The organism is Saccharopolyspora kobensis (assembly GCF_900108315.1).
Classification (GTDB): domain Bacteria; phylum Actinomycetota; class Actinomycetes; order Mycobacteriales; family Pseudonocardiaceae; genus Saccharopolyspora; species Saccharopolyspora kobensis.
This window is the reverse complement of sequence record NZ_FNVB01000005.1, coordinates 671,626-684,970: the sequence shown is the minus strand read 5'-3', so window position 1 is coordinate 684,970 and position 13,345 is coordinate 671,626. Positions and strand designations below refer to the sequence as shown.

Genomic DNA, 13,345 nt, shown 5'->3' with positions numbered 1-13,345 from the left:
TAGCTAGAGCCGACCCGCGTAGGCCTCGGCGGAGGTCATGGTGTTCTGGATCATGTCCTGCGCGCTGGCGATCGTCTGCATGACGTGGACGATCGCACCGTGCGCGTGCTGCATGTCCTCCTGCGCGCTGCCCTGGGTGGCGTTCAGGAGCGCGCTCTGGGCCTGTTCCAGCATCTCGCTCGCCTGTTGCAGGGCGCCGACGCTGTCCCGCATGTTCTGGTTGGCCTGCGTAATGCCTGCGCGAACTTCTTCCACGCCTGCCATGTGGGTCCGGTCCTCCGAGGTGGGGCGGTGCTGTAACGGTCCACAAGTTAGCTGCCTGCTCGGCGGACGGCGCAGGCAGGGCCATGCAGTTGATCACTGCCCGATTGCGGAGAGTGATCACCTGCGCGGTCAACCACTCGGCAGAGCGATAAAAGCCGAGAGTCTTCCGCGTTTCACGCGATTTCAATGGAAATCAGACCTCCAATTTCCATTGAAATCGCACTCGTTGTCCACGGTCGTCGGCGTGTCCGGAGCCGACACGCCGACGATTCCGACATGTGCCGGAAACGATTCCGACGGTCCGGTGAATCTCGGTGCGAACGCTGATCGCAATGCGGGCCGAGCGGCAACTGCTGCGCCCGGAGCATCCCGGAAACCGCGCGCCGAAGGAGCCGGGTCAGTCGCGGCCCGTGTCCACTGTGGAGCGCGCGGTGACCTCGATCGCGGCGACGCCGGACGGGGGCATCGGCGCTGCCGACCACCGCGCGGTCGCACCTGATCCGTCGGTCGACACGCGGGACCAGCCGCTGCCGCCGAGGGCCGAGGTCGCACCGAGGACGATCTCCTCCGGTTCGCCCACGGCCGGGCCGAGATCCAGCGAAACCCGCACCACCGGCGGTTCGACGGAGTACTCGACGATCTCGGTGGTGCGCGACAGGCGGCTGGCGACGGCGCGAGCGGGCCACTCCGCACCCGCGCGGCGGTCGGTGACGACGTCGACCACCAGCGCCAGCCGGGGGCGGGCCCGGCCTTGCTCGTCGAACTCGGTCACCACGGGCGGAGTCGGCGCGGGCGGCTCGTCGGGATCGACGGTCTCGGTGCGCCCGAACAGCAGCGAACCGCCCGCCCAGGCCTCGACCAGCAGCCGCTCCCCGCCGCGGACGAGCGCGTCGACCAGTTCGGGGTGGTCGACCACGGTCCAGGCCGTCGGCGGCTCGCAGGCCACCCGGTGGCGCGCGTAGTCGGGGCCCAGCTCGCGCAGGAAGTTGCGCACCGCGCGGGAGAGCCCGGCCACGTGCTGCCCGGTCTCCGCGCTGTCCCTGCTGATGGTGACCGACCAGCAACCCGGCTCCTCGTCGGAGCAGTCGCCGGAGGCCACGACCCGGCCGCCGACCGTCTGCACCAGGTCGCGGCAGGCGGCGCGCGCGGAACGCTCGTCGTCGGCCCCGACGACCACGGTGATCAGCAGCTCGAGCTCGTTGTTGTTCTTCATCGCGGGGGAATCATCCCGCACAGGTGATCGGTAGGGCGAGCGCAGATCGGTCCGGAGCTCCTGTGTCCGGCGTCATACCGGCGCACGGGGCGCCATCCGGTCGGCCCGGCGAAACGTGCTGCGGGTCAACGGGATTCCGGTGGGCGGCTACTCCGCCAGCGGTTCGCCGATGCTGCCCTGGTCCACGCCGTAGTAGTGGTAGAGGTCGCGCCCCTCCTCGGGGGAGAGGTGGCCGTGCTCGGCTTCGACGCGCGGCGCGTTCTTCACCCGCTCCTTGTCCACGTCGAGGTCGAGCCGGTTCTCCTCGGTCCTCGCGCCGGTGAGCGGGACGAAGGTCTCCCTGACCCCGAGCAGCCCGATCCGGACGGTGACCCACTCCGGTTGCTGCGTCGCGTCGTCCACGTAGACGTTGCCGACCCGGCCGACGCGCGTGCCGTTGCGGTCGAACACCGGTGTGCCGATCAGGTCCTGAGCGCGCTCGACGTTCATGGCTGCCTCACTCGATCCACCCCGACCGGGCGGGAGGTCCGCCCGCTTGCCGACGCCAGTCAGCACCCATCACGCTGCCCGCAGCACGGTCGACCTGCAACTGCGCAAGCGACACGCCTCACTCGATCCGGTAATGATCGAGAATGTGACTCCTGAGTGTTAATAGTGAAAAGCGCCCGCGGTTGAGGCGGGCGCTGAGGTTCCGGCACGCAGGACGAATCGGTCTCCTAGGAGTTGAGCTCGCGGCCGATGAAGGTCAGGACGTCGCTCATGACCTCCTCCTTGTTCGTCTCGTTGAACAGCTCGTGGCGGCCGCCGGGGTAGATGTGCTCGTGGAACTCGTCGCCGCGGATGCGGTCGATGCCGGTCCTGGTGTCGGCCTCCGGCACCAGCTCGTCGTCCTCGCCGTGCACCCACAGCGTCGGCTTCTCCAGCGCGGGCCCGTCGTTGATCGCCAGCAGGCAGTTGTCGATCGCGCGCAGCGTCGGGCGCTTGAACGGACCGTGCCAGACCAGCGGGTCCGCCAGGTAGGCCGCGCCGACCTCCGGGTCGCGGGACAGCGTCTCGGGGTCGATCGGGGTGTCCGGGATCTCGTCGTGCTCCAGCAGGTCCAGCACGTGCCAGGTGCCGAGCACCGGTGCGGAGAGCACCACCGCGGCCAGGTGCTCCTGGTGCTCCTGGGCGTAGCGGGCGGCGAGCATGCCGCCCATCGAGTGTCCGATGAGGACGATCGGGAGGCCGGGGTGCTCGGCGGCGATCTGCTGCCGCAGCGTCTCGAGATCGGCCACGATCGTCTCGGCGTCGGTGAAGCGGACCCGCTCGCCCTCCGAACGCCCGTGCCCGAGGTGGTCGGGCGCGTAGACCTGCGCTCGCGCGGACACCAGCTGCTCGGCGACCCACTGGTAGCGGCCGGAGTGCTCGCCGTAGCCGTGCGCGATCAGCGCGATCCAGCCCGGGTTGGTCGCGGCCCACTCGCGCACCACCAGGTTGCCGTGACGTCCGGTGATCTCTCGATCCGTTGGCTCGATCATGGTGCCACCACAGCACAACTCATCCGATCGAGCCAAGCGCCGCGCCGGGTTCCAGCGCGCCTCCGGATCACAACACCAGGTCAGGGTCGTCAGCCGCGCTGTGCTGGGCGCGCGCTGCCGCACGCCCAGCCGCCGGGATCACTGGTGGTAAGCGGTGCCGTCGATCTTGCCGAAGCCGCAGACCGGGCCGCCGTTCCAGGTGACCGGGAGCGGGTCGGTCTCGTCGGGCGGGATGACCTGCAGGCTGGCCGCGGTGGGCGCGCACGGGCCGTCGGTCGGCTCGCCCTCGTGCGGGACGGCCGTCCAGTGCAGCGTGGCGCTGGCCGACTCGCCCGGGCTCAGCGTGATCATCGACGGGCCGGGGTTCGGGGTGCGCTTCGCGTCGGTCGGCAGCGGCCGGCCGGACGCGTCGACCAGCTGCATCCCGCCGTAGCCGTACAGGGTGCACGTCTCGCCGCTGCTGTTGGTCAGCGTCAGCTCGGCGTAGCGCTGCCCGGCCCCGGCGTCCGGGTTCTGCAGCGAGCCGGTGAGCATCGAGGTGTGGCAGCGGGTCACCTCGTCGGTCTTCGGCTTCGGCGCCTCCGGCGGCGGGGCCGCGGAGTTCTCGGTGGTGGGCGTCCCGGGCTGCTCGGCGGGCAGGTTCTGGTCCACGACCGCCGACGGCGGCTCGGGCTGGCTCTGCGGTAACGGCGCCGATATCGCCTGGCCGGCCGGGGCCGCTTGGCCGCAGCCGGCCATCAGCCCGGCGACCAGCAACGCCCCGGACGCCTGGAGCGTCCGTACTCCGATGGTCCGCAGTCGATGCGCGGTCACGACGACCACCTCCCGTCCCCGCCCTGCGCGGCGGGGTCTGTCGGTAACTGCTCTGCTGTTGGGTAGACGTGCGGAAGGCGGGAGGGTTGCCTGCCCCCGCATTGTCCTCGCTTCGCGGGCAGTGCGTTCCGTGGTGGTGGCTACGCCGCCGGGCTGAACCGGTGGGTGCCGTCGATCGGCTGATCGGGTGCATTTCGGGTGGTGCGGTTACCCGATACGCGTAATTCCCGAGATGGGAATTGAGTGGCCCTCTTTTCGGGGTGGTCCGATCGGGTGGCTTTCTTGACCTGAACGGCGGGACTGCGGCTTTGTGCGAATTAGATATCTTTGGGCACCGCTAGCAGGCCGAGCTCAGGGGGTTTGATCATGGCCGAACGCATTCCCGGCATTGACGTGGCGCGATATCAGGGGGAGCCGGACTGGGGAGCGGTTCGCGGAGCCGGATACGTCTTCAGCTACATCAAGGCGACCGAGGGCATCGGGTACGTGAGTCCGACGCTCGACGCCCAGCTGGCCGGTGCCCGCGGGGCCGGGATGGTCACCGGGCTCTACCACTTCGCGCGGCCGGACACGAATTCCCCGCAGCAGGACGCGGCCGATTTCGCCGCGCAACTGGCGCGGCTGAACTCCAGCGGACCCGGAAACCTCGCCCCGTGCCTGGACATCGAGACGGACGGGCCGAACCTGGGCGGCTGGGTGAAGGGCTTCATCGACGCCATCCGCGGGCACACCGGTCGCCACGAGGTCGTCGTGTACGCCTCGGCGTCGTGGTTCAAGGACAAGCTCGCCACCGACACCTGGGTGGATCCCGGCGTGTTCCTGTGGGTGGCCCACTACGGCCGCCCGCCGGGCGAACCGGGCTACCTGACCGACCGCGTGGTGATGCACCAGCACGCCTCCGACGGGCAGGTGCCGGGCATCGGCGGCAACACCGACCTGAACGTCTCGATGGTGCCGCTTGAGGTGCTCACCGGAGCCGGTGCGCCGCCGCCTCCGCCGCCGGCCCCGCCGGAGGAGACCTACGTGGTGCAGCCCGGCGACACGTTGTCCGAGATCGGCGCGAAGCTGGGCGTGGACTGGCGGGAGATCGCGCGGGTCAACGGCATCACCAACCCGGACCTGATCTACGTCGGCCAGGTGCTGAAGATCCCGCGCTGAAGGACGGTTTTCCAGGCGCGGTGCGGGTGGCGGAACCTCAGAGGCCGCCTGGCTGCGGGATCCCGGCCCACGCCACGGCGAACGGGCTGTCCTCGCCAGGCAGCCGCTGAGAACCCGCGGCGGTGCGAGCTGCGAGGGCGGGTTATGCGCCTGCGGCCATGCGGCAGCTCCTCGACGTGCGGTTTTGGGCTCCGCGGTTGCGGAAGCACCAGGATGGAAAGGTCGGCCGAGGTGATCGCTCAGCGGAACCTGAGCGCTTGAGCGTCACCCCGGTCTCGGCGCGAGACCTGGCGGAGGGGGCGCGGGTTTTCCAAACCGTTACTGGCGGGTGCGGCGATGACCGATCTCGCCGACCTGATCCGCACTACCGTCTGCGCGTGAACGTCGCGCGAGGCGGAGGTGAAACGCGATGACGGGAACGGCGGAGCTGATCCGCGGCCACTGGACGCGTGGTGAGCCGGGACGGGAGGCCCCGCAGCAGCTCGTGATCGCGCTCTACCGCTGGTGGGTCGTCGCGATGGCTCTCAAGATCGCGGGCGCGACCTGGGACATCTGCTGGCACTTCAAGTGGCTGCGCGACGACCTCGCGCCGCCGCACCTGATCAACACGGTCGGCACCGTGATCGTGCTGGGACTGGTGGTCTTCCACACCTACACCGGGATCGGTGCCGACCGCGCCACGCTGCGCTGGATGCAGTGGGGACTCGGCATCTTCCTGGTGGCCGCGCCGCTGGACGTGATCAACCACCGGGTCAACGGCCTGGACATCACCGCGTGGAGCCCGTCGCACGCGCTGCTCTACCTCGGCACCGGGCTGATGAGCATCGGGCTGATCCGGGGCTGGGCGCAGCACGGCCGCGGCGACCGGTACCAGCACCCGATCGCCTGCTTCCTGTGGTTCACGGTGCTGGACAACTTCCTGTTCCTGAACCAGCACCAGGAGTACGGCGTGCTGGGCCTGGCCGCGTGGGACCGCGGCCAGCCCTACGCCGAGGACATCCTGCTGCAGTTCGCCGCCGACGACCTGGGGCGGCCGCTGGACCGGATCGCCGTCGAGCACTTCACGCTGCCGGTGCCGGACTGGGTGTACCCGTCGTGGGCGGTGCTCACCGGGCTCGGCACGCTGCTGCTCGCCCGGCGGCTGATCGGGCGCAAGTGGACCGCGACCACCATCACCGCCGGCTACCTGGCGTTCCGCTGCGTCGCCTGGGGGCTGCTGGCCGCGGCCGACTTCCCGATCTCCACCGTGCCGTTCTTCCTGCTCGCCGGGGCCGTGGCGATCGACCTGTCGTTCCAGCTGGCGGCGCGCATCCGGCCGCTGGTCGGCGCGGTGGCCGTGACCGCGGTGTCCTACGCGGCGCTGTCGGTGCAGGAGACCTACCTGGCCGCGCCGCCCTCGGACTACTGGTCCGCGGCGTACGTCGTCGTGCTGCTCGCCGGGCTGTGGTGGTTCGTCCAGTTCCTGCTCGACACCGAGAGCGGGCGACGGCTGATCTCGCGGGCTCAGATGACGACCGGGGCGCGGGAGAGCACCACACCCAGCCCGTAGGCCACGCCCATCACCGCGACCTCGGCAGCAGCCCAGCCGAGGAGCGCGGTGCGCTGGTGGCGGGCGATGCGCGGCAGCAGGCGGAAGCGCATCTGCGACGCCACCGCGCCGAGCACCACCAGGCAGATCACCTTGGCCACGATGATCTGGCCGTAGCCGGTGGTGAACAGGCCGAGCAGGCCGACGTTCGGCGTGATGGCCAGCGTCATCAGGCCGTTGAACAGGCCCGATGCGCCGACCACGATGAAGGCGGTGGTGGCGAGCTTGGAGAACCGCGGCAGCGCCTCGACCAGCAGCCCGCGCCGCGGTGCCACGAACAGCGCGACCGCGGCCAGGCCACCGGTCCACATCGCCGCGCCGATCACGTGCAGCTCCATCGAGATCATGCTGAAGTCGTGGTAGCGCCAGTCCGTGGCGTGGCCGGTCAGCGGGATCGGCAGCAGGCCCAGCAGGGCGACGATGGTGCGCAGCTCGGCGGGCACCGACTCGCCGAACCGGACGGCCAGCAGGCCCAGCACCGCGCACGCCAGGCCGGCGCCGGCGCTGGCGAGCAGGCCCGGTCCGGCCGGGACGTTCGCGACGTAGTCGACGAGCAGATCGAGGGTCGCGCTGCGCTCCGGGCTCAGCTCCACGGCCTGCAGGACCAGGGACACCAGGGCGGCGAGCATCCAGAGCAGCGCGGTGATCACGGTGGCCCGCCGGGCCAGCGCCATGATCGGTTCGGTCTGCTTCGGGCGGTCGAAACCGATCAGCTTCGGCAGCAGGCTCATGCCGACGGTGGCGAGCGCGGCGAGGTCGAGCACGACCCGCGCGGCGGGCAGCCCGAAGCGCACCAGCGTCGGCGGGTCGGGGAGGCCCGGGATGGTGCCCACGGCGGTGTAGGCGGTGGTGACCAGGGCGGCCAGCAGCGCTCCGCCGACGAGGGCGAGCACCACGGCGGTCTTCGCACCGGCGGTGCTGCGATCCGCAGCGTCGCCGGGACGGTCCGGTTGCGCGGTTCGTCGGGCAACGGCATCAGAATCGGCGGCCACGCATGCATCGTCTCACCCGGATGAGCGGCTATTCAGGACCGGGCGCCGAAGCCGATCACTGGTCGTGACCGAATTGTTTCGGTGCGCGAGTTCGCGATCGGCGGCGTGATGTTGGCGATGTGTAGCCTCGGTCACCGCTGGCGGATCTGAATAGTTGATCTTCGAATTCGATGAATTCCCAGTTCGCGCCGTGTTTCAGGGCGATGTTGCGATTGTCCGGGCCGGTCTGTTCGGCAATCCTCGCGAACACCCGGTCGGACCTCGTTGTGTTGCTGACAATGTCCTCAGCATCGTTGTTCTAGAGTCGAGCACGTGTATCCGGCGGCCAGCGCACAAGCGCACGCGGAGGGCGCGCCCGGCGCAGCTCGACCGTGCGCGGGCGAAGCGATTCCGGAACCTGTGCGGTTCTTTCCGCTCGATTCGTCGCGTCGTCGGCTTTCGTTCACCGGCTCGGTTCACGCTTATTCGCCCGGTGTTTCACGGAGCGCTGCATTCCCGTTGCGCACCGCACCGGCCTGCCATCGACCCAGGGTGTCCACGGAGATCCCCCGAGATGCTCGGGGGCATCTGCGGGATTTGCGTTTTACCTGGTCAACGCGGAACGAAGAGGTGTTTGCCGGGTGTTTTCGCCCAGTCACGCGCGTCATGCCGCGAAGTGCGAGCCTGGAACGTCTCAGGGAAATTGGGGGTCCGACCCCGGATGTGAGCCGGACCCGCGAAGCGCGAGATTGAGCGGTGTGGACGGACAGCGAAGGCGGGAACCGCCGGATCCGACGCGGACAGCAGCCCGGGGCGGCGGACGCCGCGAAGCCTCGACAGCGGGACGTGACATGGGTCGCCGACTAGGGTGTTCGGTAGTCGAACGTTCCCGCAGCCTGCTGAGAAGGACTGACCCGGTCGTGCAGCACCAGCCCCTGAACCCGGCGACTGGGCGTGGTCCGCGATGACTGCGCTCGCGGTGCTGCTCGCTGCCCTGGGGGCGCTCGGGAACGCGATCGGGGCACGCATGCAGCACGCCGCGGTCCACGACACGATGGACGGCAGCGGGCTGGGCCTGCGGGTCCAGTCGAAGCTGGTCCGCAACCCGCGCTGGCTGATCGGCCTGGGCGCGCTCGGCGGCGGCGCCGTTCTGCACGCCTGCGCGCTCGGCCTCGCCCCGCTCAGCGTGGTCCAGCCGATCGGCGTGCTCGCCCTGCCGACGACCGTGCTGCTGAACGCCCGCCAGCAGGGCATCCGGGTTCGCGACCTCAACCGCAACGTCCTGTTCGCGGTCATCGCGGCCACCGGCGGCGTCGCCATGTTCGTCTTCCTCGCCGCCGGCAGCGCGACGGCCACTCCGGTGGCCGGTGATGCGCAGCTGATGGCCACCCAGCTGGTCGCCGCCGCCGTGCTGGCGGTCGGTGTGCTGGCGATGCTGACCCGGTCGAAGGTGCGCTGCATCTTCTTCGCGGCCGGGTGCGCGATCGCCTACGGGTACGTGTCGCTGCTGATGCGCGCGGTCGCGCAGCAGCTCGGCACGACCGAATTGCTGGACATCAACCCCCTTCCACTGCTCGGCATCGCCGTGGCGATGGTCGTGGGTGGCTGGCTGCTGCAGCACGGCTACGCCAGCGGCCCGCCGGACCTCGTGGTGGCCTGCCTGACCGTGATCGACCCGCTCGTCGCGGTCGGCCTGGGCATCGGGCTGCTCGGCGAGGCCGACCTGGTCAGCGCCTGGACCGCCACCGGTCAGATCGTCTGCGCGGTGGTGGCCTGCATCGGGGTGTTCGCGCTCGCGCGCTACCACCCCGACACCCAGGAGCGGCGCGTGCCCGCTCCGGTGACCGGCAGCAGTGATCTTGCCGGACCGAGTTCGACAGATCGTCCTGACGGGAGTTCCTCTTGACTTCGCAACCGCTGAGCCGACCGATGCGGATCGTGGTCGGTGCGACCACCTACCCGCCCCACGTGAACGGGGCGGCGAACTTCGGTCACCGGTTGGCGACCGGGCTGTCCGCCCGCGGCCACGACGTGCACGTCATCTGCCACTCGTCCGACCGGTCCGAGCACATCGAGGTCGCCGACGGCGTGACGGTGCACCGGGTGCCCTCCTACGGCTCGCCGTTCCACCCGGAGATCCGCGGCATCATGCCCTGGCAGGCCCGCCGCGCCGACCAGCTGCTGGCGGAGATCCAGCCCGACGTCGTGCACGTCCAGTCGCACTTCTTCATCTGCCGCGGCCTGATCAACTCGGCCCGGCAGCGCGACCTCCCGCTGGTGGCCACCAACCACTTCATGCCGGAGAACATCTTCGGCTACATCAAGGTCCCGCAGGTGCTGCAGGACGCCGCCGGCCGCCTGCTGTGGCACAACCTGGTCAAGCACTACAGCAAGGCCCAGCTGGTCACCGCGCCCACGCCCCGCGCCGTCCAGCTGCTGCAGGACAACGGGTTCACCGACATCGCGCTGCCGGTCTCCTGCGGCATCGACGTCCAGCGGTACCGGCGGCCGGCCAAGCGCTTCCGCGCCCAGAACCCGGACCCGGAGACCCGGACCGTGCTCTTCGTCGGACGCCTCGACGAGGAGAAGCACATCGACGACCTGCTCCGCGCGATGTCGCTGCTGCGCACCAAGGCCCCGACCAGGCTGGAGATCGTCGGCAACGGCAGCCGCCGCGCCGCCTTCGAGCAGCTCGCCGCCGACCTCGGGATCGCCGACCGGGTCCAGTTCCACGGCTACCTCGACGACGACGAGCTGCTGGAGGCGTACGCCCGCGCCGACCTGTTCTGCATGCCCAGCATCGCCGAGCTGCAGAGCCTGGCCACCATGGAGGCGATGTCGGCGGGCACCCCGGTCGTGCTGGCCAACGCCATGGCGCTGCCGCACCTCGTGCAGCCGGGCAAGAACGGCTGGCTGTTCCCGCCGCGCGACGTGCACGCGCTGGCACGGGCCATCGACGACGTGCTCGTCGACCGCGCCACGATCGACCGGATGGGTGCGGCCAGCGAGCGGCTGGTCTCCCGGCACGACATCGACGAGATCCTCGGCCGGTTCGAGTCGATCTACCACCACGTGATCGACCCGGAGGGCGCCGTCGAGCTCGACGAGATCCGCACCGAGCTGGCGAGCTGAGCCACCATGACCCTCCCGGAACTCCAGTCCGTCGAGCGGGTGGCGCGGATCAGCGGTGCTGACCTGCACTACTGGACCTACCACGAGGATCTCGCCGAGCCACGCCCCGGAACGGCCGCCGCCGGAACCGACGAGCCGCCCGAAGCGGCCGAGGCGGACACGGTGCTGATGGTGCACGGGCTGCGCGGCACCCACCACGGTTTGGAACTCGTCGCCGCCGGGCTGCCCGACCACCGGGTGGTCATTCCCGACCTGCCCGGATTCGGGGACTCCGGGCCGATGGCCGGGCAGCGCCACGACGTCGCAGGCTACGCGCGCGTGATCACCGAGCTGATCGAGCAGCTCGGCGGCCGGCAACGACCGGTCGTGCTGCTCGGGCACTCGTTCGGCTCGATCATCGCGGCGCGGGTGGCCGCTTCGTCGCCCGAGCTCCTCCGCAGGCTGGTGCTCATCAACCCCATCGCCACCCCGGCGTTGCGCGGGCCGCGCGTGCTGCTGTCCGGGTTGACCTCCGCCTACTACACGCTGGGCAAGCGGTTGCCGCTCCGGGCCGGGCACTCGCTGCTGAGCAATCGCTGGGTGGTGCTGGCGGCGAGCCGGGCGATGACGCGGACCAAGGACAAGCAGTTGCGCGAGTTCATCGACTCCAACCACCTGCGCTACTTCAGCCGCTTCCACAGCCCTGCCCTGGTCAGCGAGACCTTCGACGCCTCGACGACGCACACCGTCGCCGACCACGCCGACGACATCCGGCTGCCGACCCTGCTGATCGCCGGGGAATCCGACGAGATCGCACCGCTGGCAGGCCAACGAGCACTCGCCGCCCGGATGCCCGATGCCGAGCTCGTGGTGATCCCGAACGTCGGGCACCTGGTGCACTACGAAACACCGGGTCCGGCGGCCGAAGCGATCCAGCGGTTCTTGGGAGCACCATGACCAGCGTTGATGGCGAGCACGCGGCGACTGAGTTGCGCGCGGAGCGGACCGGGACGATGACCATCGTCGTCGACGCGCGCTGGACGCGCACCGACCAGCACGACGGGATCAGCCGCTACGGGGCGAGCCTGATCGAAGCATTGCACCACCTCCATCCGGTGACGATGTTGATCCACGACGAGCGGCAGCTGCGGTTGCTGCCGGAAGGTGTTCCGCACCTGAAGGTCAACAGCCCGTTCTCGCCGCGCGAGCTGTGGCTCTCGCGCACGCTGAACCGGCTCGGCGCCGACGTGGTGTTCAGCCCGCTGCAGGTGATCGGGGGATTCCGCCGCAAGTACCGGCTGGTTCTCACGCTGCACGACCTGATCTACTACCGGCACCCGGAGCCGCCGGGCTTCCTGCCGCTGCCCGTCCGTGCGGCGTGGCGGCTCTACCACAAGGCGTTCTGGCCGCAGCGCGTGATGCTGAACCGAGCCGACGCGGTGGTCACGGTCAGCGAGACGACGCGGCGCCTCATCGCCGAGCACCGGCTGACCCGGCGCCCGGTCACGGTCGTCCACAATGCACCGTCGCCGCTGTCCGATGACATCGACGTTCGGGAGAACGGCGCGCAGGACGTCGCACCGGCGGGCGCGGCCGTGGAAGTCGCGGGCGGTCCGCGAGAACTCGTGTACATGGGTTCGTTCATGCCGTACAAGAACGTGGAAACCCTGATCGCGGGCATGGCACTCCTTCCCGGTTACCGGCTGCACCTGGTCAGCCGGATCGCGCCGCAGCGGGAAGCGGAGCTGCGGGCGCAGCTGCCGCCGGATGCGGACGTGGTGTTCTGGCGGGGCATCGGGGAGAGCGACTACCAGCGGCTGCTCGGTCGGGCCAGCGCGCTGGTCACCGCTTCTCGGGACGAGGGTTTCGGACTGCCGGTCATCGAGGCGATGAACGCGGGAACGCCGGTGGTGTGCAGCGACCTGGAGATCTTCCACGAGGTCACCGGCGGCCACGCCGAGTTCTTCGACCCGGGGTCGTCGAAGGACTTCGCCGCCGCGGTGCGCCGGGTGGAGGACGCCCGGGTTCGTGCGGACCTGGTCGCCGCGGCTCGCGGCCAGGCGGCGGAGTTCACCTGGGCCAACTCCGCCGAGCGACTGCTGGAGCTGATGCGGGGCCTGGTCCGCTGAACGACCGCGTGGTGGTCAGAACGGCGGCCGTGGCTGCCGGTCGAGCCGCCGCGTGCCGAACCGCTCCGTCAGTGCGACCAGACCTTGATGGCGCGGACCACGAACGTCGCCTGTGGCGCGTGCGTTCCGGGTGGGTAGGTCGCGAAGTCGGCCTTGGTGTCGCAGTGCGGATCCTGGTACGCGGTCACTTGGTGACCGGTGTTGTTCACAAAGGACAGTGCCTCGCCCTCGTGCTCCAGCGGGATGCACCGCTCCATCTCGAACGTCGAGTTGTGGATGCTGATGTCGTGCCGCTGGCCGGTGTGGCCTTGCTCCGCCCAGACGCAGAAGTTGCCGCTGGGACAGGGGTTTTCGGAACTTGCGGAAGTTGCGTGCGCGTTGCTGGCGCCGATCAGCACCGCGGCCAGGGCCAGCAGCACGGCGAGGAACGCGCGCACGGTCCAGTAAGAGCGGGGCGTGGCGGTGGTGGTGAACGAAGACATGCGAAAAGCCCTTCTCGTTGGGGAAATCAGGAGTTCGCGGCCCGATTCGGCCTGCTGGGGACAAGATTCCCGAACTGCTGATCGGAATGCCAGCGA

Annotated in this window: 13 protein-coding genes; 6 read left to right on the top strand and 7 right to left on the bottom strand. The window is 70.0% G+C overall.

What is annotated here, in order from left to right; genetic code table 11:
- Positions 1 to 3: 3 nt before the first annotated feature.
- The 5 genes from C4T78_RS20115 to C4T78_RS20095 form a co-directional block, all read right to left on the bottom strand.
- Positions 4 to 264, bottom strand: coding sequence for a hypothetical protein (locus C4T78_RS20115; protein WP_093349922.1), 261 nt, complete (start codon positions 262 to 264; stop codon positions 4 to 6).
- Positions 265 to 661: 397 nt separating this feature from the next.
- Complete coding sequence (locus C4T78_RS20110; protein WP_093349921.1) at positions 662 to 1,477, bottom strand: hypothetical protein; 816 nt, start codon at positions 1,475 to 1,477, stop codon at positions 662 to 664.
- A 147-nt stretch (positions 1,478 to 1,624) separates the two neighbouring features.
- Entirely contained in the window at positions 1,625 to 1,966 is a 342-nt protein-coding gene (locus tag C4T78_RS20105; RefSeq protein ID WP_093349918.1) for a PRC-barrel domain-containing protein, read from the bottom strand.
- 227 nt (positions 1,967 to 2,193) lie between these two features.
- Positions 2,194 to 2,997: an alpha/beta hydrolase gene (locus C4T78_RS20100; protein WP_093349916.1), complete on the bottom strand. Its 804-nt coding sequence runs from the start codon at positions 2,995 to 2,997 to the stop codon at positions 2,194 to 2,196.
- Positions 2,998 to 3,135: 138 nt separating this feature from the next.
- The gene (locus C4T78_RS20095) at positions 3,136 to 3,810 is read right to left on the bottom strand and encodes a DUF4232 domain-containing protein (protein WP_235863339.1); all 675 of its coding nucleotides are present in this window, start codon (positions 3,808 to 3,810) and stop codon (positions 3,136 to 3,138) included.
- 366 nt (positions 3,811 to 4,176) lie between these two features.
- Here C4T78_RS20095 and C4T78_RS20090 point away from each other — a divergent pair, with 366 nt between their 5' ends.
- Complete coding sequence (locus C4T78_RS20090; RefSeq protein ID WP_093350194.1) at positions 4,177 to 4,968, top strand: GH25 family lysozyme; 792 nt, start codon at positions 4,177 to 4,179, stop codon at positions 4,966 to 4,968.
- Between the two features lie 409 nt (positions 4,969 to 5,377).
- On the top strand, positions 5,378 to 6,517 hold the full coding sequence (locus tag C4T78_RS20085; RefSeq protein WP_235863337.1) for a hypothetical protein: 1,140 nt from the start codon (positions 5,378 to 5,380) through the stop codon (positions 6,515 to 6,517).
- On the opposite strand, the gene C4T78_RS20080 is transcribed toward C4T78_RS20085, so the two are convergent.
- Entirely contained in the window at positions 6,472 to 7,548 is a 1,077-nt protein-coding gene (locus tag C4T78_RS20080) for a CopD family protein (RefSeq protein ID WP_093349911.1), read from the bottom strand. The two genes, C4T78_RS20085 and C4T78_RS20080, sit on opposite strands and share 46 nt — an antisense overlap.
- Positions 7,549 to 8,491: 943 nt before the next feature.
- Here C4T78_RS20080 and C4T78_RS20075 point away from each other — a divergent pair.
- The 4 genes from C4T78_RS20075 to C4T78_RS20060 are packed head-to-tail and all read left to right on the top strand — an operon-like array spanning position 8,492 to position 12,767.
- Complete coding sequence (locus C4T78_RS20075; protein ID WP_093349908.1) at positions 8,492 to 9,433, top strand: hypothetical protein; 942 nt, start codon at positions 8,492 to 8,494, stop codon at positions 9,431 to 9,433.
- Positions 9,430 to 10,659 (top strand): glycosyltransferase, encoded by a 1,230-nt coding sequence (locus C4T78_RS20070; protein ID WP_093349905.1) that lies wholly within the window; start codon positions 9,430 to 9,432, stop codon positions 10,657 to 10,659. The genes C4T78_RS20075 and C4T78_RS20070 overlap by 4 nt, the downstream gene beginning before the upstream one ends.
- A gap of 6 nt (positions 10,660 to 10,665) precedes the next feature.
- Positions 10,666 to 11,595 (top strand): alpha/beta fold hydrolase, encoded by a 930-nt coding sequence (locus C4T78_RS20065; protein ID WP_093349902.1) that lies wholly within the window; start codon positions 10,666 to 10,668, stop codon positions 11,593 to 11,595.
- Complete coding sequence (locus tag C4T78_RS20060) at positions 11,592 to 12,767, top strand: glycosyltransferase family 4 protein (protein WP_235863335.1); 1,176 nt, start codon at positions 11,592 to 11,594, stop codon at positions 12,765 to 12,767. Before C4T78_RS20065 ends, C4T78_RS20060 begins: the two co-directional genes overlap by 4 nt.
- A 68-nt stretch (positions 12,768 to 12,835) precedes the next feature.
- On the opposite strand, the gene C4T78_RS20055 is transcribed toward C4T78_RS20060, so the two are convergent.
- Positions 12,836 to 13,249 (bottom strand): peptidase inhibitor family I36 protein, encoded by a 414-nt coding sequence (locus C4T78_RS20055; protein WP_093349900.1) that lies wholly within the window; start codon positions 13,247 to 13,249, stop codon positions 12,836 to 12,838.
- Positions 13,250 to 13,345 lie beyond the last annotated feature (96 nt).

Bases quoted from the DNA above. Each gene is read 5' to 3' on its own strand.
- C4T78_RS20115 (WP_093349922.1), bottom strand. From the start codon at position 264: ATGGCAGGCGTGGAAGAAGTTCGCGCAGGCATTACGCAGGCCAACCAG.
- C4T78_RS20110 (WP_093349921.1), bottom strand. From the start codon at position 1,477: ATGAAGAACAACAACGAGCTCGAGCTGCTGATCACCGTGGTCGTCGGG.
- C4T78_RS20105 (WP_093349918.1), bottom strand. From the start codon at position 1,966: ATGAACGTCGAGCGCGCTCAGGACCTGATCGGCACACCGGTGTTCGAC.
- C4T78_RS20100 (WP_093349916.1), bottom strand. From the start codon at position 2,997: ATGATCGAGCCAACGGATCGAGAGATCACCGGACGTCACGGCAACCTG.
- C4T78_RS20090 (WP_093350194.1), top strand. From the start codon at position 4,177: ATGGCCGAACGCATTCCCGGCATTGACGTGGCGCGATATCAGGGGGAG.
- C4T78_RS20085 (WP_235863337.1), top strand. From the start codon at position 5,378: ATGACGGGAACGGCGGAGCTGATCCGCGGCCACTGGACGCGTGGTGAG.
- C4T78_RS20075 (WP_093349908.1), top strand. From the start codon at position 8,492: ATGACTGCGCTCGCGGTGCTGCTCGCTGCCCTGGGGGCGCTCGGGAAC.
- C4T78_RS20065 (WP_093349902.1), top strand. From the start codon at position 10,666: ATGACCCTCCCGGAACTCCAGTCCGTCGAGCGGGTGGCGCGGATCAGC.
- C4T78_RS20060 (WP_235863335.1), top strand. From the start codon at position 11,592: ATGACCAGCGTTGATGGCGAGCACGCGGCGACTGAGTTGCGCGCGGAG.
- C4T78_RS20055 (WP_093349900.1), bottom strand. From the start codon at position 13,249: ATGTCTTCGTTCACCACCACCGCCACGCCCCGCTCTTACTGGACCGTG.